The organism is Nonomuraea sp. CA-143628 (assembly GCF_050942315.1).
Classification (GTDB): domain Bacteria; phylum Actinomycetota; class Actinomycetes; order Streptosporangiales; family Streptosporangiaceae; genus Nonomuraea.
Genome location: NZ_CP192072.1, coordinates 2,252,364 through 2,273,884 on the forward strand (window position 1 = coordinate 2,252,364; position 21,521 = coordinate 2,273,884).

12 protein-coding genes are annotated in these 21,521 nt (G+C 70.3%); 4 read left to right on the forward strand and 8 right to left on the reverse strand.

Going from position 1 to position 21,521, the window contains the following annotated elements:
* The first annotated feature begins 34 nt into the window (after nt 1-34).
* Together ACQP2T_RS10550 and ACQP2T_RS10555 are read left to right on the forward strand one after the other, a co-directional pair.
* The gene (locus ACQP2T_RS10550) at nt 35-961 is read left to right on the forward strand and encodes an ABC transporter substrate-binding protein (protein ID WP_433515966.1); all 927 of its coding nucleotides are present in this window, start codon (nt 35-37) and stop codon (nt 959-961) included.
* A gap of 40 nt (nt 962-1,001) precedes the next feature.
* Nucleotides 1,002-1,487: a flavin reductase family protein gene (locus ACQP2T_RS10555; protein ID WP_433515967.1), complete on the forward strand. Its 486-nt coding sequence runs from the start codon at nt 1,002-1,004 to the stop codon at nt 1,485-1,487.
* Between the two features lie 45 nt (nt 1,488-1,532).
* Here the strand turns inward: ACQP2T_RS10555 and sppA are convergent, their stop codons facing one another.
* The 5 genes from sppA to ACQP2T_RS10580 form a co-directional block, all read right to left on the reverse strand.
* Complete coding sequence (sppA, locus tag ACQP2T_RS10560; RefSeq protein ID WP_433515968.1) at nt 1,533-3,230, reverse strand: signal peptide peptidase SppA; 1,698 nt, start codon at nt 3,228-3,230, stop codon at nt 1,533-1,535.
* Nucleotides 3,231-3,311: 81 nt separating this feature from the next.
* Nucleotides 3,312-4,709 (reverse strand): S8 family peptidase, encoded by a 1,398-nt coding sequence (locus ACQP2T_RS10565; protein WP_433515969.1) that lies wholly within the window; start codon nt 4,707-4,709, stop codon nt 3,312-3,314.
* 110 nt (nt 4,710-4,819) lie between these two features.
* The gene (locus ACQP2T_RS10570; RefSeq protein ID WP_433515970.1) at nt 4,820-6,694 is read right to left on the reverse strand and encodes a S8 family peptidase; all 1,875 of its coding nucleotides are present in this window, start codon (nt 6,692-6,694) and stop codon (nt 4,820-4,822) included.
* A 65-nt stretch (nt 6,695-6,759) separates the two neighbouring features.
* Nucleotides 6,760-8,919 (reverse strand): 1,4-alpha-glucan branching protein GlgB, encoded by a 2,160-nt coding sequence (gene glgB, locus ACQP2T_RS10575; RefSeq protein WP_433519752.1) that lies wholly within the window; start codon nt 8,917-8,919, stop codon nt 6,760-6,762.
* 245 nt (nt 8,920-9,164) lie between these two features.
* Complete coding sequence (locus ACQP2T_RS10580; protein ID WP_433515971.1) at nt 9,165-12,497, reverse strand: AfsR/SARP family transcriptional regulator; 3,333 nt, start codon at nt 12,495-12,497, stop codon at nt 9,165-9,167.
* An 82-nt stretch (nt 12,498-12,579) separates the two neighbouring features.
* On the opposite strand from ACQP2T_RS10580, the gene ACQP2T_RS10585 reads away from it, so the two are divergent.
* The gene (locus ACQP2T_RS10585; protein ID WP_433515972.1) at nt 12,580-13,419 is read left to right on the forward strand and encodes an NAD(P)-dependent oxidoreductase; all 840 of its coding nucleotides are present in this window, start codon (nt 12,580-12,582) and stop codon (nt 13,417-13,419) included.
* A gap of 7 nt (nt 13,420-13,426) precedes the next feature.
* Here ACQP2T_RS10585 and ACQP2T_RS10590 read toward each other — a convergent pair whose 3' ends face one another.
* The 3 genes from ACQP2T_RS10590 to ACQP2T_RS10600 all read right to left on the reverse strand — a co-directional run bounded on the left by ACQP2T_RS10590 (nt 13,427) and on the right by ACQP2T_RS10600 (nt 18,668).
* Nucleotides 13,427-14,791, reverse strand: coding sequence for a maltokinase N-terminal cap-like domain-containing protein (locus ACQP2T_RS10590; RefSeq protein WP_433515973.1), 1,365 nt, complete (start codon nt 14,789-14,791; stop codon nt 13,427-13,429).
* A 3-nt stretch (nt 14,792-14,794) separates the two neighbouring features.
* On the reverse strand, nt 14,795-16,495 hold the full coding sequence (treS, locus tag ACQP2T_RS10595; RefSeq protein WP_433515974.1) for a maltose alpha-D-glucosyltransferase: 1,701 nt from the start codon (nt 16,493-16,495) through the stop codon (nt 14,795-14,797).
* 70 nt (nt 16,496-16,565) lie between these two features.
* Entirely contained in the window at nt 16,566-18,668 is a 2,103-nt protein-coding gene (locus ACQP2T_RS10600) for an alpha-1,4-glucan--maltose-1-phosphate maltosyltransferase (RefSeq protein WP_433515975.1), read from the reverse strand.
* A gap of 238 nt (nt 18,669-18,906) precedes the next feature.
* Between ACQP2T_RS10600 and glgP the strand changes: the two genes are divergently transcribed.
* Nucleotides 18,907-21,489, forward strand: coding sequence for an alpha-glucan family phosphorylase (gene glgP / locus ACQP2T_RS10605; protein ID WP_433515976.1), 2,583 nt, complete (start codon nt 18,907-18,909; stop codon nt 21,487-21,489).
* Nucleotides 21,490-21,521: the final 32 nt, after the last annotated feature.

Below are 21,521 nucleotides of genomic sequence, written 5' to 3' on the forward strand. Positions count from 1 at the left end.
TCTCCAATACCTGCCGCTAAGGAAGGAAATAACGATGAAACGCATGTTCGGCACCGCGGCGGTGCTGCTGACGGCATCGCTCGCGTTGGCCGCTTGTGGAGGTGGCGGCAGTGGTGGAGGCAACCCGCTCAACACCACGAGCGCGGCGCCCAGCGGCTCGGCCTCCGCGAGCGGCGGCAAGGTCATCATCGGCTCCGCCAACTTCGATGAGAACACCCTGCTGGCCTCTATCTACGCCCAGGCGCTCCAGTCCAAGGGCGTGCAGGTGGAGGAGAAGCCCAACATCGGCACCCGCGAGGTCATCTACGACCAGGTCAAGAGCGGCGGGCTGACCGTCGTGCCCGAGTACAACGGCAACTTGCTGGCCTTCGTCGACAAGGAGACCAAGGCGAAGACCACCGACGAGGTCAACGCCGGGCTGAAGGAGAAGTTGCCGCCCGAGCTCGAGGTCCTCGACTCCTCTCCCGCCGAGGACAAGGACACTCTGACGATCAGCAAGGACACGCAGGCCAAGCAGTCGCTCAACACCATGGACGACCTGGCCAAGGTGTCCAAGACCATGGTCATCGGGGCTCCGGCCGAGTTCAAGAAGCGGTGGGAGGCGGAGCTCAAGTCGGTCTACGGGATCGAGTTCAAGGACTGGAAGGCCACGGGCGCCACGACCGCCGACGCCATCAAGGACGGCACGGTCCAGGTCGGCAACGTGTTCAGCACCGACCCGAAGATCGCCGCCAACAACCTCGTCTCGCTCCAGGACACGAAGAACCTCTTCGCCGCCCAGAACGTGACGCCGCTGGTCAACAAGGCGGCTGTGAACGACACGGTCAAGACCACGCTCAACGCGATCTCGGCCAAGCTCACCACGCAGTCGCTGCTCGACATGATGCAGAAGATCGCCGTCAACAAGGACGAGCCCGCCACGGTGGCCAAGGAATGGCTGACCTCCAACGGTCTCGGCTGACCCGCCCGGCGAGGGTCCCCGCGCTCCGGGGGCTCTCGTCGTGAGCGAGTTCACCGAGGCGATGGCGCAGCTCGCGGCGGGCGTGGCGGTGGTCACCGTACGCGACGGCCGCGACGACCTGGGCACCACGGTTTCGGCGCTGATGTCGGTCTCGCTGGAGCCGCCGCTGATCCTGGTGAGCCTGGGCAGCGGCGGCTACCTCTGCGAGGTGCTGCTGCGCCAGGACCGCTGGGCGGCCTCGCTCCTGTCCGCGGGGCAGGCCGCTGTCGCGAGCCGCTTCGCCACCGCCGGCCGGCCCAGCGCCCGGCACCTGGTGGCGGGCATCGCGCACCACCGTGGCACCCACTCGGACGCGCTCGTCGTCGAGGGCGGCGTCGCGGCCCTGGAAGCGGAGACCACCCAGGTGGTCCCCGCCGGGGATCACACGCTGTTCGTCGCGCGTGTGCTCGCGGTGCCGTACATCACGCCGTCACTCCAGCCGCTGGTACGGCTCCGCGGTCGCTACCGCCCGATGGGCGGCTCCTGACGGCAGGGCGTACGAAAGCGCCACCCGACATCACGTACGGCGGTCTCAGCGGATCGCGTACCAGCTAGGGAGGGTCAGCGGCCCGGCGGCCGGGAGGCCCAGCTCGGCGGAGAGCCGGGCGAGCGGCCCCCAGGCTTCCAGGCGGACGCGGGCCAGCGCGGCGGCCTTGTCCTCGCTCGACTCCGGCCCCAGCAGCCGCTCCAGCGGGTTGAGCCGCGGATAGACCCGCACGGGCGCCTCCGCACCCAGGCCCGCGCGCTTCCTGGCCATGCCGAGCGCGTCCTCGAGGCCGCCCAGCTCGTCTACCAGGCCGCAGGACCGGGCGTCGGAGCCGGTCCAGACGCGGCCGCGGGCCAGCTCGTGGGCGCGCTCCCGGGTCAGGCCGCGACCCTCGGCGACCTTGCCCACGAAGTCATCGTAGATACGGTCGAGCCAGGCGTTGACCCGCTCCCACTGCTCGGGGGAGAAGGCGCGCGTCGCGGAGAACATGCCCGCGTTGGCGCCCCCGGCCACCAGCTCGGAGTTGATGCCGACCTTCTCCAGCAACTCCCGCATCACCGGCTTGCCGGCGAACACGCCGATGGAGCCGGTCAGCGTGCCGGGCTGGGCGACGATCACGTCGGCGGCCATCGAGACGAAGTAACCACCGGAGGCGGCCACGTCGCCCATCGACACGATCACCGGCTTGACCTTGCGGGCCAGCACGACCTCACGCCAGACCGTGTCCGAGGCGACGTACGAGCCGCCTGGGCTGTCCACCCGGAACACGATCGCCTTGACGTGCTCGTCGCGCCGGGCGGCCCGCAGCGCGGCGCTCACCGTGTCGGAGCCCATCGCGCCGCCGCCGCCGAGCGGGCTGCGTCCGCTGCGGCCGGACCTGATCTGCCCGTTGCCGTGGACGAGCGCGAGGCCGTCGGCCGTCGGGTGCGGCAGCTTGCGTACGGCCGCGGCCTTGGCGTAGCGGGAGACGTACTGCAGATGCGGTTCACCGCCCGCGGCCCGCTTGACCTCGTCGTAGACCTCGTCGCGGTAGGCCAGCCCGTCGACCAGGCCGGCCTCCAGCGCCTCGGCGCCGATGAAGGGCCCCTGGTCGATCAGCTCGCGCACCTTGGCCGGGTCGAGCCGGCGGCCCTCGGCGATGCCCGCGCCGACCTGCTCGATGACCGACTCGACGATGCGGGTCATCGACTCGCGGTGCGGCTCGGTCATGTGGTCCTGGGTGAACATGTTGGCCGCGGTCTTGTACTCGTGCCGCTGGCCGACCTCGTAGTCGACGCCCAGCTTGGCCAGTGTGCCCTTGACGAACCGCTGCTCCAGCGCCACGCCGGTCAGCCCCACGTCGCCGCTCGGCTGCAGGTAGATCCGCTCGAACGCGGTGGCCAGGTAGTAGGGCACGGTGGCGTTGCCGAACTCGCCGAACGTCTCGGCGAAGGCGACCGTCAGCTTGCCCGAGTCGCGGAACTGGGTCACCGCCTGGCGCAGTTCCTGCACCATCGCCAGACCGAGCGGGTTGCCGCCCATCTTCACGATCAGTGCCTTGACCCTGGAGTCCTGCCTGGCCCGCTTGAGGCCTGAGAGCACATCGGCCAGCCGCGTCTTGCGCATGGACAGCACAGCGGAGAGCGGGTCCGCCGGTGGCCCTTCGGTGAGCCCTTCGGTCAGGTCGAGCTCAAGTACCAGCGGGGCGGTGCGCCGCTGGCGAAGCCTGTCAACGGTATCCAAGATCGCCTTGCCTGCGTCCATAAAAGCCACCCTAAGCGGCAGGAGTCGGTCATGGGTTGACCAAACTCCTGCCGAGGGCCGGACGGCAGGCCGGGCGAGGGTTTAAAGGGCGGACTGGCTCGGCAGGATCGCTCTGGCGAGGTTGATCCGTTCGGTGCTCACCTCGGTGAACTCGCTGCTGTAGGAGATGTCCATGCCGGTGTTCTGCAGCTTCGCCATGACCTGGGCGACGCCCAGGCCGGGAAATGCCTGCCTCATCACCGCGAACCCGCCGGTCACGTGCGGCGCGGCCATCGAGGTGCCGCTCAGCTCCGCGAACTTGCCACCGGGCACCGACGAGTTGATCTTGACGCCGGGCGCGAACACGTCCAGCATCGCGCCGCGGTTGGAGAACGCGGCGATCTGGTCACTGTCGTCCGTGGCGCCCACCGCGATGGCGCTGGAGACGCAGGCCGGGGAGGCGACGCCGTCGTTGCCGGAGTTGCCCGCCGCGACCACGGGCGCCACGCCGAGCGCCCGCAGGGCGTCGAACTGCGCCTTGTGCGCGCCCGCCCGCGGGTCGTTGTCGCACGGCTCGGTCCACATGCGGCCGCCGCCGAGGCTCATGTTCACCGCGGCGATGTGCCGCGCCTTGGCCGCCTTCGCGACGTACTCCAGCGCGAGCTTCTGGTCGGAGGTGTAGCTCAGGAAGCACGGGGTCGCGGGGGCTCCCGCCGCGCCGCAGGCCGTGGCGCTGTTGATACGGGTGAAGACCTGGATGGGCAGGATGGCCGCGGCCGGGGCCACACCGTTGGACGGGGCGCCCCGCACCATCGCGCCCGCCGCTATGCCCGCCACGTGCGAGCCGTGGCGGCACTGGTTGACGCCGTTCGCGATGCACAGCGGGGTCTCGGCGTTCGCCGCGCCGAGGCCGGTCTGGCTGGGCTGCCCGTTGGGGCAGAGCGAGACAGCCTCGACGCTCGGGTTCGCGGAGGAGAAGCAGGCTTCGTCGGTGATCCGGCCGGCGAAGAACGGATGGTCCTCGTCGATGCCGGTGTCGAGGATGGCGACCGTGGCGCCCTTGCCGGTCCAGCCCGCCGCGTTGGCCCGATCCGAGCCGATCACCTTGGTGCTCACGTCCAGGAGTTTGGTGTTGTCGTCCATGAAGGCCGAGCTCAACTCGTCCGCGTAGACCGATTTGACGCGGTAGTCATCCTTGAGCGCGTCCAGGCACGCGTTGTCGAGTTCGGCCACGAAGAAGTTCGGCGACTTCGCCGTCTCGACGATCCGCGCCGCCGCGGAGGCCGCCATGATGTCCCTGGCGACGGCCTCGCCGTCCTGGCCGGGATGGAGCTCGACGATCGAGCGGACGCGCTCCGTCCTCTGCATCTCCGCGACGAGCGCCGGGCTGATGAGCGGGCCGCCGGCGCGGCTGTCCGCGCTGCCGGCCGGGGCCGCGACGAGCGCGGCCGAGACCGTGGCGAGCGCGACCATGCCGGTCAGCAGCGGTCGTAGCTTCACTGGTTCCTCCGTGGTGGGGAAAGGCATATTGCCTGCACAGTCCCCACCCGCGAGAGGGGTGATGTCGCTGTTTCCCAAGTGACGCATCGTAGCCAGAGAAACCTTTGCCGCTACTTCGGCAGGACGCTCTTCGCCGCCTTCTTCAGCGCGGCACTTGTGGCCTTAGTGGTGAGTCGCACCTTTTCTGCGGACTTCAAGGTGGTTGTCCCGTTGGTTCCGTGGGCCCAGTTCAGCCAGCCCGTCAGCAGGGCGGCGTCCAGCTTCTCCCGATTGGTCTTCTTAGCCTTCAGCACCCGGTACGCGGTGCCCAAAGTCGATGCCTTGGTCAGCTCGGGGAAGACCGTACTGGCCTTCTGCACCAGGCTCAGGTAGCAGGTGAGCGTGGCGTCGGGCAGCTTGCCGGTGCTCCGGTGCAGCTCCACGGCCCATTTCTTGGCCGTCAGGCGGGTGCCGGTCGTGCCGCGCGTACACACCGTGGCGGGGGCCTTGGGGGTGACCGTCACGGTCACGGTCACGGTGAGGGTCGGCAGCGGGACCGGCGTCGGGCTCGTCTCCGACGGCTCGGGCGTCGGCGTGGGGCCGCTGCTGTCCGACGGGTCGGGCTCGGGGTCCGGGTCGGACGGGTCGGGCTCGGGGTCCGGCGCCGGGGTCTGGGTGATGGGCGGCTGCGGCGCGCTGCCGGTCAGCGCGGCGAGCACGTCCAGGCGCGGCGTGGTGACCTGGGTGCCGTCGGAGACCTGATAGACGTACGGGCGGCCGGTCGACTTGAGCTTGTCGATCAGCTCGGTCATCGGGGACTGCGGGGACTGCGCCTTCAGCAGCGCCAGCGCGCCCGCCACGTGCGGAGTCGCCATCGAGGTGCCGCTGTAGACGGCCGTCTGGTTGTCGGGCACCGACGAGTCGATGTCCACACCCGGTGCGAACAGGTCCACCCCGGCGCCCCGGTTGGAGAAGTCCGCGATCGCGTCGCTGTCGTCGTTGGCGCCCACGGCCACCGTGGAGGTGATGCAGGCGGGGAACGAGGTCCCCTCGAAATACTCGTTACCGGCGGCGACCACGGTCGCGATGCCCTTGGCCAGCAGGGCGTCGATCTTCGGCTTGAAGACCGTGCCTTCCTCGCTGTCGTCGCAGGAGCCCTCGGACGGCATGCCGCCCAGGCTCAGGTTCACCGCGGCGATCGGCTGCGTCGAGGCGAGCACGTAGTCCAGGGCCAGCCGCAGCGACGACTCGTACGCCAGCAGGCACGACGCCTCGCCGCAGACCGACTCGTCGTTGACCCGGCTGAACACCTGCACCGCGACGATCCCCGCGCCCGGCGCGACTCCGCCGTTGCCCGCCGCGATGCCCGCGACGTGGGAGCCGTGGTCACACAGGTTCTCCCCGTCGGCCAGGCACTTGGCCGTCATGGCGTCGGCCGCGCCCTTGCCGGTCTGCGTGGTCTGCCCGTTCGGGCACAGCGACTCCACGCCCTCGTCCACCGCGGAGAAGCACGCCTCGTCCACGATCCGGTTGCCGAAGTTCGGGTGGTCCTCGTCGATGCCGGTGTCGAGCACGGCCACCGCCTGGCCGGTGCCGACGAAGCCCTGGGCGTGCGCCTGGTCGGCGCCGATCTGGGTGAGGTTGTTCGCCGCAGTCGGGGGATAGGCGCGATCACGGTGGATCGAGGTGACGCGCGAGTCCGCGGCGAGCGCGGCCAGTTCCTCGGCGGTGCCCTGGACCACCATGAACGGCTGGCTCTCCGGCCGCAGCACGACGTCCACGCTGTCGGCCGCCGCCTGCTTGGCCACCGGCGCGTTCTGCGCCGGGTCGCTGAGCTCGACGATGGCGCGCACGGTGCCGCCGGTGAGCGCCAGGCCGTCCTCGAGCTTCTCCTGGGTCGCGCTCGGCGAGGGTGTCGGGGTAGACAGGGGGTCGTCGGCGAAGGCCGGAGCGGCCGGCACTAAGGCCAGCAGGATCGCGCACACGATCAAGGAGCGAAGTCGCACGATCCCGGAGTTTAAGGGGATTTATCCGGCGCGCACAGGGGTGGAGGGCCCCTCTCAGCGAACTCTCACTCACTTCCCAGCGCGTCGTGACGCAGCCACACGGCGCCCAGCGGCGGAACCCGCAGCGTGGCGGAGTGCGGCAGGCCGTGCCAGGGCTCCTCGACGGCCTGGACCTCACCCATGTTGCCGACCCCGCTGCCCCAGTAGTCGTAGGCGTCGGTGTTGACGATCTCCGTCCACTGCCCGCCGTACGGCAGGCCGAGCCGGTAGTTCTCGTACGGCCCGCCGCTGAAGTTGGCCACGCACGCCACCGCCGACCCGTCGGCCGCGTAGCGGACGAACGAGAAGGTGTTGCCCCGGGCGTCGTCGGCGTCGATCCAGCGGAAGCCCTCGGGTGCCGCGTCCTGCTCCCACAGGGCCGGGGTCTCGCGGTAGAGCCGGTTGAGGTCGCGCACCAGCCGTTGTACGCCGGCGTGCCCGTCGAACTCCAGCACCCACCAGTCGAGCCCGCGCTCCTCCGACCACTCCGAGCCCTGGCCGAACTCGCCGCCCATGAACAGCAGCTGCTTGCCCGGATGCGCCCACATGAACGCGAGCAGGGCCCTGAGCTGGGCGAAGCGCTGCCATTCGTCGCCCGGCATCTTGCCCAGCAGCGAGCCCTTGCCGTGCACGACCTCGTCGTGGGACAGCGGCAGCACGAAGTTCTCGGAGTAGGCGTACATGAGCGAAAAAGTCATCTGATGGTGGTGGTACTGCCGAAATATCGGCTCGTGTCGTAGGTAGCTGAGCGTGTCGTGCATCCAGCCCATGTTCCACTTGAAGCCGAACCCGAGCCCGCCCAGGTGCACGGGTCGTGACACGCCCGGCCACGCCGTCGACTCCTCAGCCACGGTCGTGATGCCCGGAGACTCCCGGTAGCAGACGGAGTTCATCTCCTTGAGGAACTCCACCGCGTCGAGGTTCTCCCTGCCGCCGTAGATGTTCGGCGTCCACTCACCCTCGCGCCGCGAGTAGTCGAGATAGAGCATCGAGGCGACCGCGTCGACCCGCAGCCCGTCGATGTGGAACTCCTTCATCCAGTACAGCGCGTTGGCGACCAGGAAGTTGCGTACCTCCCGGCGGCCGAAGTCGAAGACGTAGGTCCCCCAGTCGGGGTGCTCGCCACGGGCCGGGTCGGCGTGCTCGTACAGCGGCGTGCCGTCGAAGCGCGCCAGCGCCCAGTCGTCCATCGGGAAGTGCGCGGGCACCCAGTCGAGCAGCACCCCGATCCCGGCCTGGTGCATCCGGTCAACCACGTGCCGGAACTCGTCGGGCGTCCCGAATCGGGCCGTCGGCGCGTAGTAGGAGGTCACCTGGTAGCCCCACGACCCGCCGAACGGGTGCTCGGCCACCGGCAGCAGCTCCACATGCGTGAAGCCCATGTCCTGGACGTAGTCGACGAGCTGCTCGGCCAGCTCCAGATAGGACAGACCGGGCCGCCACGACCCCAGGTGCACCTCGTAGACGCTCGCCGGACCCCGCTGCGCGTTCTTCTCGGCGCGCTCGGTCATCCAGGAGTCGTCTTCCCAGGTGTAGGCGGACTGCTCGACCACGGAGGCGGTCTGCGGCGGCACCTCGGTCCGCCTGGCCATCGGGTCGGCCTTGTCCCGCCACACGCCGTCGGCGCCGAGGATGTGGAACTTGTACCGCTCGCCCCGCCCCAGCTCCGGGATGAACAGCTCCCACACGCCGGAACGGCCCAGCGAGCGCATCGGGTAGGCGGTGCCGTCCCAGTGGTTGAAGTCGCCGACGACCCGGACCCCGCGCGCGTTCGGCGCCCAGACGGCGAACGCGGTGCCGTCGACGTCCTCGTGCCGCATCACGCGCGCGCCGAGCACCTCCCACAGCCGCTCGTGGCGCCCCTCGCCGATGAGGTGCAGGTCCACCTCGCCCAGCGTGGGCCAGTGGCGGTAGGGATCACGGACCTGGTACGGCTCGGAGCCCGCGTACTGGACACTGAAGGAGTAGGAGGGCACCTTGTCGAGCCCCTTGACCGTGGCCTCGAAGACCCCGTGGGCCTGGTGCTTGAGATCGTGGGCCGTCCCGTCGTCCAGCACCACGCGGACCCGTTCGGCCAGCGGGCGCAGCGTACGGAAGGTGACACCGCCCTCGACGGGATGTGCTCCCAGCACGGAATGCGGATCGTGGTGTGCTCCGCCCGCGAGTCGGTCGAGCTCTGTCCTCATCGGCATGCTCCCACCCTGCCCTACGTCAGACCTACAACCCAGGCACTGCCCGCATTCACGCAGACAATCACCGAAAGTGCGAAATCTTGGGTTTATCGCGAGCCAGCGACGGGAGTAAATGCCCGCTTTGCGATGGGTTCTGGGTGATCTGTGGGGATGGCATCTACGACCGACGCCGAGGTCAGGAGCGGTCAGCACGGTGATCCGCCGCCGGTGTCAGTCGGCACGGTGGCTCGCCGCCGGTGTCAGGAGCGGTCGGTCACAGTGGTCTGCCGCCGGTCGAGCGCCGTCCGGACCGAGGCCGTGATCCTGTCGACATCGCCGCGTTCCGCCTCGGGCAGTGGGGCGCCCACCGACGCCCTGAGCGCGCCGGCCGTGTCCAGCAGCTCGGCCGCCTCCTCGTGATGACCGCCGAGCGCGTGGGCGCCCGCCAGGCCCTCCAGGGCGAGCGCGATCGCGCGCGGATCGCCCACCCGCCGCGCCACCGCCAGCCCCTCTCGCTGCCACTCCAGCGCGGCCACCGCGTCCCCCCGCTGCTCGGCGACGAACCCCAGCTCGGCCAGGATCAGCGCCGCCCCCGGCTCACCGGCCACCTCACGCACCCAGCGCAACCAGCGGCGCAGCAGCCGTTCCGCCTCATCGAGCCGCCCCTGCCGCCGGGCGACCAGGGCCAGCCCGACCTCGGCGAACTCCTCCAACGGAACATCCGACCGGGCGACGGCCAGCCGCCGGGCCCGCTCGTGCAGCTCCCGCGCCCCGTCGAGGTCCCCGGTCAGCAGCGCCACCCGGCCCAGCCTGGACAGCGCGCCGGACACCTCACTCTGCAGCCCGAGTTCCTCGGCGCCGCGCAGTCCGTCGCGCCGCAGGTCGGCGGCCCGCGCGTAGTCGCCGGTGATCTCGGCCAGCGTGCCGAGGTTCTCGGCGGCCCGCAGCTCGCCCCACCGGTCGCCCACCTCCCGGAACAGCTCCAGCCCCCGCTCCCCGTCCTGCCGCAGCGCCGCCAGATCGCCGCGCAGCAGCGCCCGCCTGGCCCGCAGGCTCAGCGCCGCCGCCGTGCCCCACCGGTCGTCCAGGGTCAGGAAGGACTCAAGCGCGCCGTCCAGCAACGCGTCGGTGACCAGCGGGTCGTCATAGCCGTACAGCGTGAAGGCCAGGAACCACCCCGCCCTGGCCCGGCGCACCGGATCCACGATCGCGGCCGGCAGTTGCTCCACACCGGGGGCCCGCCCCTGCCCGGACAGCATCCGCAGCCCGGCCAGCCAGGCACGGGCCTGCGCGTCGTCGGCGACGGCCAGCACCGCCTCCAGGGTCCGCTGCCCCTCGCCGAGCCTGCCGCGCAGCACCCAGTACCAGGCCAGCGCGTTCACCAGCCGGACCGCCACGTCCGTTGCGCCGCGCCGGAGCGAGGTGTCGATCGCGGCGCGCAGGTTGGCCGCGTCGGCGTCGAGGAGCGCGAGCCAGCGTCGCTGCTCGGGTCCGCGCAGGCCAGGCTCGGCGCGTTCGGCGAGGTCGGCGTGGTGGTGGGCGTGCCGCAGCCGGACCGTCTCCGTCTCACCCGCCTCGGACAGCCGTTCCAGGCAGTACGCGGCCACCGACTCCAGCAGCCGGTACCTGCCGCCGGGGGTCCGTACCACCAGCGACCTGTCCACCAGCCTGGCCAGCAGGTCGAGCACGTCCAGGCCCGGTTCGGCGCAGACCGCCTCGGCGGCTTCGAGCGTGCAGCCGTCGGCGTGCACGGCCAGGCGCCGCAGCACGACCCGCTCGGCGTCGGTCAGCAGCTCCCAGCTCCAGTCGATCATCGCCCGCAGCGTTCGCTGCCGCGCGGGAGCGCCCCGATGGCCCGTGGCGAGCACCCGGAACCGGTCGTCGAGCCGGGCGGCCAGCAGGCGCGGCGTGAGCGCCCGCAGCCGGGTGGCGGCCAGCTCCAGCGCCAGCGGGATGCCGTCGAGCCGCGCGCAGATCTCCGCCACACCGTCGTCGTCCGGCCCGATGCCCGCCCTGGCGGCGAGCAGCCGTGCGGCGGCGTCCGGCCCGAGTGGCGGCACGCTCCACAGGACCTCGCCGGGGAGGCGCAGCGACTCCTGGCTGGTCGCCAGCACGCGCAGCTCGGGCGCGGCCCGCAGTAGCCGCTCGGCCAGCTCGGCGACCTGTTCGACCACGTGCTCGCAGTTGTCGAGGACGAGCAGGGTCGCGCTGGTACGCAGCGCGGCGGCGAGCCGGTCGACCACGGACCCGGGCGCATCATCCCTGACCCCCAGCACGGTCGCCACCACCTCGGCCACCACACCCTCGGCGGGCGGTGCGGGCGGTGCGGGCGGTGCGGACGGTGCGGACGGTGCGGGCGGTGCGGACGGTGCGGACGGTGCGGGCGGTGCGGACGATGTGGCCGAGGCCAGCTCGACCAGCCACACCCCGCCGGGGAACGGCCGGCCGGGCTCGGCCGCCGCCTCCAGGGCCAGCCGAGTCTTGCCGACCCCGCCCGGCCCGGTCAGCGTGACGAGCCGCCCGGCCCGCAGCAGCGACCGCACCTCGGCCACCTCCGAGTCCCGGCCGATCAGCTCGGTCAGCGGGGCGGGCAGATTCGTCCCCGGCGGCCCGGTGGGCGCTCCGGCCCGACCAGAGTCCTGCGGCCCGGTGGGCGCTCCGGGCCCATCGGAATCCTGCGGCCCTCCAAGCGGCGCGGGCGAGCCGGAGTGGGGTGGTGGCGCGGGCGTATGGGGGAGCGGAGAGCCCACCGGCGATGCGGGTGGAGGGGAGCGCGGCGCGTCCACAGGTAGTGCGGGCGGATGGGAGCGCGGCGGGTCCACGGGCGGGTGGGAGCGCGTCCGGTCCATGGGCGGTGCCGGTGGGGCGAGGGTCGGGTCCTGGCGGAGGATCGCGGCGTGCAGCGCCGTCAGTTCGGGCGCCGGGTCGATGCCCAGCTCCTCAGCCAGCAGCCCGCGCAGCTGCGCGTAACCGGCCAGCGCCTCGCTCTGCCGCCCCGCCCGGTACAGCGCCCGCAGGTGCGCGGCCCGCAGCCGCTCCCGCAGCGGGTGCGCGGCCACCAGCTCGGCCAGCTCGGCCGCCAGCGCCCCATGGTCCCCAAGCTCCAGCCGCGCCTCGGCCAGCTCCTCCAGCGCGACCAGCCGCTGTTCCTCCAGCCGGTCGACGGCCGCTCTGGCGAAGTCGCCGAACTCGGCGTACGGAGCCCCCCGCCACAGGCCGAGCGCCTCGGTGAGCAGCGCCTGCCGTACCCGCGCGTCGTCGCTCCGCCCGGCACGGGCGAGCAGGGACTCGAACAGGCCCGCGTCCACCTCCTCAGCGTCCACCGCGAGCAGGTACCCCGGCGGCCGGAAGGCCACCAGTGAGCGGTCGCCGAGTGCCCGGCGCAGCTGGGAGACCTTGACCCGCAGCGCGGCGGGCGCGTCGCCGGGCGGGCGGTCGCCCCACAGGTCCTCGATGAGCCGGTCGGTGGAGACCGGCCGCCCCCGGTGCGCCAGCAGGTCGGCGAGCAGCGCGCGGACCTTGGCCTCGGGCACCTGGACCGGCTGCCCGTCCGGCGTCCACACCGAGAGGGGGCCCAGCACCCCGAATCTCATCAGCCCCCCATAACAAACTCCGAACCCGACCATAACCCCCGGCCAGCAATGTGGAGGCCGTCAACGGAAAGGACTGCTCAGCATGCGTATCTCTATCCTCGGCCTGGGCCTCATGGGCCAGGCCCTGGCCCGGACCCTCGTCGGGGCGGGTCATAGCGTCACCGTATGGAACCGTACGGAAGGCAAGGCAGAGGGCCTGGGCGCCACCGCCGTGGCGACCGCGGCGGAGGCGGTCGAGGCCAGCCCGCTGGTGATCGTCTGCGTGCTCGACTACCCGGCCGTACGGGAACTCCTCGGCTCGGTACGGCTGGACGACCGGGTCCTGCTGAACCTCACCAACGGCAGGCCCGCCGAGGCCCGTGACATGGCGGAGTGGGCGGCCGAGCGCGGCGGCGACTACCTGGACGGCGGCATCATGGCCGTGCCCCAGATGATCGGCACGCCCGGCGCGCTGATCCTCTACAGCGGCTCGCAGACTGCCTTCGAGCGCTACGAGGAGGCGTTGAGCCCGCTGGCCAGGCCCCGCTACCTGGGGGCGGACGCGGGGCTCGCCCCGCTGTACGACCTGGCCATGCTCACCGGCATGTACGGCCAGATCGCCGGGTTCCTGGAGGCGGCGGCGCTGATCGCCTCGGAGAAGCGGCCGGTGACGGAGTTCACCACGGAGCTGCTGGTGCCGTGGATGAACGCGATGGCCGGGCAGAAGCCCCGGTGGGCGGCGGACATCGAGGCGGGCCACTACGCGACCGATGTCTCCAACCTGGAGATCAACCGGGTGGGCATGGTCAACCTGATCCGCGCCTTCGAGGAACAGGGGGTGAAACCGGACCTGCTGCTGCCCATGAGAGATGTCCTCGACCGGCGGGTGGCGGCCGGCCACGGCGCCGAGGGCCTGTCGAGCCTCATCGAAGAGCTGCGTTAGCGAAAGGTCAGCGGCGGAAGGCGGCCATCGGGATGCTGATCCACGAGGGGCGGTTGCGGGCCTCGTAGACCACCTCGTACACCGCCTTCGACAGCTCGAACGCGCGCAGCAGGGCCGCGTCCGCCGAGGTGATCACCCCGCCGCCCTCGGTGTAGCCCTCCAGGAAGGCGGTCCTGTTGCGGTCGGCCCACTCGGCGGCCCGCTCCTCCAGGGGCTCGGGCTGCGAGTGATCGGCCAGCAGGTGCCTGGCCGCGTAGTCGAACGAGCGGAGCATCCCTGCCACGTCGCGCAGCGGGGAGGACAGGGCCCGGCGTTCGGCCAGGGGCTGGCCCGGCTCGCCCTCGAAGTCGAGCACCACCCAGCCGGTCGCGATGCGCATCACCTGGCCCAGGTGGTAGTCCCCGTGCACCCGTTGCACGGGGACCTCGACGGTCAGGTCCTCCACCGCGTGATAGGCGGCCTCCAGCGCGTCGACGTGCTCGCGCAGCTCCGGCACCTCGCCCACGGCCCGGCCCAGCCGCCGCCGGAAGCCCTCGGCCATCCGCTTGACCTCGTGCACCTCGATCAGGTCGGTGGGGAAGGCGGTGGCCAGCTCGTGATGGACGTGGGCGGTGGCCACGCCGAGCCGGTGCGCCTCGCCGGCGAAGTCGCCCCCGACCTCGCCCGCCGACAGCTCGGGCATCGAGCCGTACAGGTCCCGCACGCTGGCCAGGGCCAGGTCCCAGCCGTCGTTGGCGGTGGACAGGTATTCCTGCATGATGGCCAGCGTCGTGGCGGTGCCGTCGAGGTCGGTCTCGATCCAGCCGTACGGCTTGGCGATGTGCGCGGACTCCAGGGCGTCCAGGGCGGTGACGATCTCCAGCTCCGGGTTCACCCCGGGGATCAGGCGGCGGAAGAACTTGCAGATGTAGGCGTCCCCGTACACCAGGGAGGTGTTGGACTGCTCGGCGCCGAGCACCAGGCTGCGCGGCGAGGTGTCGATGGTGACGCCGGGCAGGTGGCGGAAGCGGACGGTGTCCCAGCCGCAGCCCTCGGCCATGCACTCCAGGACCCAGTGGGTCAGGGCTTGGTCGTGGACGGCGTCGTAGACGTACCACTCGGGATGGTCGGGGCCGCCTTCGAAGGCGTAGGGGCCGTGCGTGCCGATCAGCGCGTGTTTCAGCCGGTCGGGCAGCTCGGTCCGCATACCGAGCAGGATCTGGTAGCGGTCTCTCGACGCTCCCTGCCAGACGGACACGATCAGGTGGCGGAGGCCGGGGTCGTCGGCGTCGATCACGACGTCCGACTCGATCGACAGGGAGTCGATCGCGCGCCCCTTGCCGCCGAACCATCGTTGGCGACTGATCCATGCGGCAAGGAGCTCGTCAAGCACGTCTTACTCCTCCTGGGTGATGGCCGGTGGGAGTGTGAACCAATAGAACCCATGCCCGGGAAGCGTCAAAAGATACGGAAGTTCGCCAATTGCCGGGAATGGAACTCCACCCATCGTCTCAACGGGCGAGACGCCGACGAATCTGCGCAGGTCAAGCTCGACCGGCTGAGGGAAGCGCGAGAGGTTGTTGACGCACAACATCCGGTCGTCGCCCAGCTCGCGGACGAACGCCAGCACGCTCGGGTTGGAGGAGTTGAGCTCGGTGAACTCACCCAGGCCGAACACCGGGTGCCGCTTGCGGATCTCGATCATGCGCTTGGTCCAGTGGAGCAGCGAGCCGCCGCTCTTCTGCTGCGCCTCGACGTTGAGCCCCTGGTAGCCGTAGATCGGGTCCATGATCACCGGCAGGTAGAGCCGTCCCGGGTCGCAGTCGGAGAACCCGGCGTTGCGGTCGGGGTCCCACTGCATGGGCGTGCGTACGCCGTCGCGGTCGCCGAGCCAGATGTTGTCGCCCATGCCGATCTCGTCGCCGTAGTAGAGCACCGGCGAGCCGGGCAGTGACAGGAGCAGCGCGGTGAACAGCTCGATCTGGTTGCGGTCGTTCTCCAGCAGGGGCGCCAGGCGCCGCCGGATGCCGACGTTGGCCCGCATGCGCGGGTCCTTGGCGTACTCGGTGTACATGTAGTCGCGTTCCTCGTCCGTGACCATCTCGAGCGTCAGCTCATCGTGGTTGCGGAGGAAGATCCCCCACTGGCAATGTTCCGGAATCTTCGGCGTTTGGGCCAAGATTTCGGAAATGGGGTAGCGCGACTCCCTGCGTACGGCCATGAAGATGCGCGGCATCAGCGGGAAGTGGAACGCCATATGGCACTCGTCGCCCCCGCCCACCGGGTCGCCGAAGTACTCGACCACGTCGGAGGGCCACTGGTTGGCCTCGGCGAGCAGCACCCGGTCGTTGTAGAGCCGGTCGACCTCCTTGCGGATCCGCTTGAGGTAGTCGTGCGTGCGCGGCAGGTTCTCGCAGTTGGTGCCCTCCTCCTCGAAGAGGTACGGCACGGCGTCGAGGCGGAACCCGTCGATGCCCAGGTCGAGCCAGAAGCGCAGCACCTCCAGCATCGCGTCCTGCACGGCCGGGTTCTCGTAGTTGAGGTCCGGCTGGTGGTGGAAGAAGCGATGCCAGTAGTACTGGCCGCGGACCTGGTCATAGGTCCAGTTGGACGTCTCGGTGTCGATGAAGATGATCCGGGCGTCGGGATAGGCGCTGTCGTTGTCCGACCAGACGTAGAAGTCGCCGAACGGCCCCTCCGGGTCGTGGCGCGCGGCCTGGAACCAGGGGTGGGCGTCGCTCGTGTGGTTCATCACCAGGTCGGCGATGACTCGCATGCCGCGTTTGTGGGCCTCGTCGACGAGCTTCACGAAGTCTCCGAGATCGCCGAACTCCGGCAGGATCTTCATGAAGTCGGCGATGTCATAGCCGCCGTCGCGCAGCGGTGACTCGTACAGCGGCAGCAGCCACAGGCAGTCCACGCCGAGCCACTGGAGATAGTCGAGCTTGCTTATCAGGCCCTTGATGTCACCGGTGCCGTCGCCGTTGGAATCGGCGAAGCCCCTGATCAGGACCTCGTAGAAGACCGCGCGCTTGTACCAGTAGGGGTCGCGCGGCTTCTCCTCGTCGAAGGGGTTGGGAATGGGTGTGGAGCTCATGAGCACTCCCTTGGGCTCATGAAGGAGGCGCTTTCACACACGTTGAAGACTCCCCGCTGAATTCTGTGTTCTACCGTGGCGCGGCTCGTACGGTGAAGATGTGGGCTGGCTGGATGTGGGGGTCGAGGCGAACGTAGTTGTTCTGCCGCCAACGGTACGACTCGCCCGACAGTTCGTCGTCGACGACGAACTCGGCATTCCAGTCGAGACCGAGGGCCGGCATGTCCAGCTCGACCGCCGCCTCGTGGGTGTGGTGTGGGTCGAGATTGACAACCGCCAGGACGACATCGCCTAGCCCGTGCCGTCGTGTGGCGGGGTCGTAGGCGCCCGGCAGGCGCTTGGAGAAGCACACCATGTCCGGTTGGTCAACCCGGTGGAACCGTAGATTACGCAACTCCTGCAGTGCCGGATGTGCTCTTCGGAACAAATTCAGGTGGGTGATGAACGGCGCCAGGCTCAACCCTGCCCGCTCTGCCTCCACCCAGTCCCGCGGTTTGTACTGATATTTCTCACTATCTAGATATTCCTCACTACCCGGGCGGACAGGGATATTTTCCCCAAGCTCGTACCCGGAATACACGCCCCAGGTGGGTGAGGCGAGCGCGGCGAGCACCGCACGGATCCGGAAAGCAGGATTTCCGCCGTGTTGCAGGTATTCGTGAAGAATATCCGGTGTGTTAACGAACACATTGGGCCGCAGGAAGTACGACGTCTCCTGGGCGAGCTCGGTGAGGTAGGTCTCCACGTCGTGCTTGGAGTTCTTCCACGTGAAGTACGTGTAGGACTGGTGGTAGCCCACCTTGGCCAGCGTCTGCAGCATCGCCGGCCGGGTGAACGCCTCGGCCAGGAAGATCACGTCCGGGTCGGTCGCGTGGACGTCGGCCAGCAGCCGCTCCCAGAACCCCACCGGCTTGGTGTGCGGGTTGTCCACCCGGAAGATCCGTACGCCGTGATCCATCCAGTGCCGCAGGACCCGTCTCACCTCGATGTAGATGCCCTCAGGGTCCTTGTCGAAGTTGATCGGGTAGATGTCCTGGTACTTCTTCGGCGGGTTCTCGGCGTAGGCGATCGTGCCGTCGGCCCTGATCGTGAACCACTCCGGGTGCTCCTTGACCCACGGATGGTCGGGGGAGCACTGCAGCGCGAAGTCGAGCGCGACCTCCATGCCCAGCTCGCGGGTGCGGCTGACGAACTCGGAGAAGTCCTCGATCGTCCCCAGGTCGGAGTGGATCGTGTCGTGGCCGCCGTCGTCGGAGCCGATCGCCCAGGGCGATCCCGGCTCGTCGGGCTCGGGGCTCAGGGTGTTGTTGCGCCCCTTGCGGAACGTGAGGCCGATGGGATGGATCGGCGGCAGGTAGACGACGTCGAAGCCCATCTTGGCGATGGCGGGCAGACGCTTGGCCGCGGTCTGGAAATTTCCGGACTTGGAGACGCCGGACTCGTTGACGACCGCGCCCTCTGACCTGGGGAAGAACTCATACCAGGAGCCGTACAGCGCCCGGCGCCGGTCCACTCTGATCGTCCGCGACCGCGCCCTGGTCACCAGGGCGCGCAGCGGGTGCGCCTCCAGCAGCGCCGCCGTCTCCGGCAGCTGCGCGATGGACAGCCGGGCCCGGGGGTCCAGCTGCTCGTCGCGGAGCGTGGCGGCGACGGCCAGCAGCGCGGCGCGGTGGCCGCACGTGCTGTCGCCGTTGGTAGTCGGCTTCGCGCTGGTCCGGCCGGTCCTGGTGTGGGCCGCGGGATGCCCGTTCCCGTTGCCGGGGGCGGGACAGTCCGCCTGCCGTACGGCCTTGGCGGCGCGCTCGAACAGCCGGGCGCCCTCCTCGCACATGAGATCGCTGTCCATGCCCCGCGGGATCTTGATCTCCGCGTCGTGCAGCCAGGTAGCGATGGGGTCGCTCCACGCCTCCACCCTGAACAGCCAGTCACCCTCGGCCGGCAGGCACACGTCGAGGCCCCACCTGTCGGTGCCCGGCGCGAGCTCGCGCATCGGTCTCAGGCGGCCTCGCTGTCCATCGGGCGCGGTGAGCACAACGCCCGCGGCCACGGCGTCGTGGCCCTCTCTGAACACGGTCGCCGAGACCTGAAAGGTCTCGCCGGCGACCGCCTTGGCGGGCCACTGCCCGCAGTCGACGACGGGGGAGATGTCCGTGATGGGAATTCGTCCGATCATCGCATTTCAAGGTTGCGACGGCACGCTCGGTACCGCCGGAGGCTTCCGTGGTAGGAACGATCCTTGCATGTAAATTGTGGGCAGCAGTGGAGGACCTCCCGAGTGTCCCCAGGAGAACCAACATTGGTGGAAGTTGCCCCAATATTTCCTCTTCATGCTTCTTTCCGGAAGGGGTTTGAACGGCCTTGCCGAAGGTGAGGGACTGAGAGGTCCCTCCTAGCCCATAGGGTTCGAAAACGTGAGAGCAATCCGCCGGTTCACCGTCCGCACTGTCCTGCCCGCGGAGTTGGCCGCCCTCGGCGAGCTCGTGCACAACTTGCGCTGGTCATGGCACCCGGAGACGACCGACCTCTTCGCCGAGGTCGACCCGCGTCTCTGGGAGCAGGTAGGGCACGACCCCGTCGCCCTCCTGGGCGCCGTCGACCACGCCAGGCTGGCCGAGCTGGCCGCCGATCGCCGATTCCTGCGCCGTCTCGCCGATGCCGCCGACGACCTGCGCGAATACATCACCGCGCCGCGTTGGTACCAGACGCTGCCCGACGCCGCGGGCGCCATCGCCTACTTCTCCCCCGAGTACGGCATCGCCGCCGCACTCCCGCAATACTCCGGCGGCCTGGGCATCCTGGCCGGCGACCACCTCAAGACCGCCAGCGACCTCGGCGTGCCGATCCTCGCGGTCGGCCTGCTCTACCGCCACGGCTACTTCACCCAGTCCCTCTCGCCAGAGGGCTGGCAGCTGGAGCACTACCCGTCACTCGACGCGGGCGGCCTGCCGCTGACCCTCCTGAAGGAGGAGGACGGCACCCCCGTCAAGATCCGCATCTCCCTGCCCGGTGAGCGGGTGCTGCACGCCCAGATCTGGGTGGCGCAGGTGGGCCGGGTGCCGCTGCTGCTCCTCGACTCCGACGTGGCCGACAACGACGCCGCGGCCCGCGACGTCACCGACCGCCTCTACGGCGGCGGCACCGACCACCGGCTGATGCAGGAGCTGCTCCTGGGCGTCGGCGGCGTACGGGCGATCCGCGCCTACTGCCGCATCACCGGGCACGCCGAGCCCGAGGTGTTCCACACCAACGAGGGCCACGCCGGCTTCCTCGGCCTCGAACGCATCCGCGAGCTGACCGAGTCCCGCCTCTCCTTCGACGAGGCGCTGGAGGCCGTACGCGCGGGCACGGTCTTCACCACGCACACGCCGGTGCCCGCGGGCATCGACAGGTTCCCCGTCGACATGATCGAGCGCCAGTTCGGCGGCGACAACGCCTGGCCGACCGTGCCCGTCGAACGCATCCTCGCGCTCGGTGCCGAGGACCAGCCCGGCCGGTTCAACATGGCGATCATGGGCATGCGGCTGGCCCAGCGCGTCAACGGCGTCTCCGTGCTGCACGGCGCGGTCAGCCGCGAGATGTTCAAGAGCCTGTGGCCCGGCTTCGACGTCGACGAGGTGCCGATCGGCTCGATCACCAACGGCGTCCACGCGCCCACCTGGGTCGGCCGCGAGCTCATGGAGCTGGCCGGCCGCGAGCTGCCCTCGCTGATCGAGCGGGCGCGCGGCTGGGAAGGCGTCCAGAAGGTCCCCGACTCCGACCTTTGGGACATCAGGGGCACGCTCCGGCGGCGGCTCGTCGAGGGGGCCAGGGTCAGGCTGCGCAAGTCGTGGCGCGACCGCGGCGCCTCCGACGCCGAACTCGGCTGGATCGACGACGTGCTCGACCCCGACGTGCTGACGATCGGGTTCGCCCGGCGCGTGCCGTCCTACAAGCGGCTCACGCTCATGCTGCGCGACGCCGAACGCCTGTCGGGCCTGCTGCTCGACGCCGACAAGCCGGTCCAGATCGTGATCGCGGGCAAGGCCCACCCCGCCGACGAGGGCGGCAAGAAGCTGATCCAGCAGATCGTCAAGTTCGCCGACCGGCCCGACGTGCGGCACCGCATCGTGTTCCTGCCCGACTACGACATGGCGCTCGGCCAGCTGCTCGTCCAGGGCTGCGACGTGTGGCTGAACAACCCGCTCCGGCCGCTGGAGGCGTCCGGCACCTCGGGCATGAAATCGGCGCTGAACGGCGGGCTCAACCTGTCGATCCGCGACGGCTGGTGGGACGAGTGGTACGACGGCACCAACGGCTGGGCCATCCCCACGGCCGACGGGGTGACCGATCCCGACCGGCGAGACGAGCTGGAGGCCGCCGCCCTCTACGACCTGATCGAGAACGAGGTCGCCGACCGCTTCTACGACCGGGCCGGTGACGGGCTGCCGCGCCGCTGGCTGGAGATGGTCAAGCACACGCTCACCTCGCTCGGCCCCAAGGTGCTCGCGGGCCGGATGCTCCGGGACTACGTGGTGGGCCTCTACCTGCCCGCCGCGCGGGCCGCCCGCGCGCTGTCGGCCGACTCCTCGGCCGCGGCCAAGGCGTTCGCGGCCTGGCGCGTCCGCGTCACGCGGGCCTGGCCGGGCGTCCGGGTCGAGCACGTGGAGTCGTCGGGCATCGGAGACGCGCCCGAGGTCGGCGCGGCGCTCGAAATACGCGCCACGGTCGCGCTCGGCGACCTGGAGCCGGGTGACATCCTGGTCGAGGCCGCCTACGGCCGGGTCGGGCCGCACGACGAGCTGATCCACCCGGCCTACGTCGAGCTGCGGACCGAGGGCGCCGACGACGACGGCCGGGCCCACTACGTGGGTGAGGTGCCGCTGGACCGTACCGGCGCGTTCGGCTACACGGTCCGGGCGGTCCCGCACCACCCGCTGGCCGCCTCCCGCGCCGAGCTCGGCCTCATCACCGTTCCCGAGGAGCCCGCGGGGATGACGAACGGCATGCTCCGCTGAACGAGGTGATCGGGCCGGGTAAGCCGCGCAAT

Coding starts and splice junctions, on each gene's coding strand:
- ACQP2T_RS10550 (WP_433515966.1), top strand. CDS start 35: ATGAAACGCATGTTCGGCACCGCGGCGGTGCTGCTGACGGCATCGCTC.
- sppA (WP_433515968.1), bottom strand. CDS start 3,230: ATGGACGCAGGCAAGGCGATCTTGGATACCGTTGACAGGCTTCGCCAG.
- glgB (WP_433519752.1), bottom strand. CDS start 8,919: ATGAGGACAGAGCTCGACCGACTCGCGGGCGGAGCACACCACGATCCG.
- ACQP2T_RS10580 (WP_433515971.1), bottom strand. CDS start 12,497: ATGAGATTCGGGGTGCTGGGCCCCCTCTCGGTGTGGACGCCGGACGGG.
- ACQP2T_RS10585 (WP_433515972.1), top strand. CDS start 12,580: ATGCGTATCTCTATCCTCGGCCTGGGCCTCATGGGCCAGGCCCTGGCC.
- treS (WP_433515974.1), bottom strand. CDS start 16,495: ATGAGCTCCACACCCATTCCCAACCCCTTCGACGAGGAGAAGCCGCGC.
- ACQP2T_RS10600 (WP_433515975.1), bottom strand. CDS start 18,668: ATGATCGGACGAATTCCCATCACGGACATCTCCCCCGTCGTCGACTGC.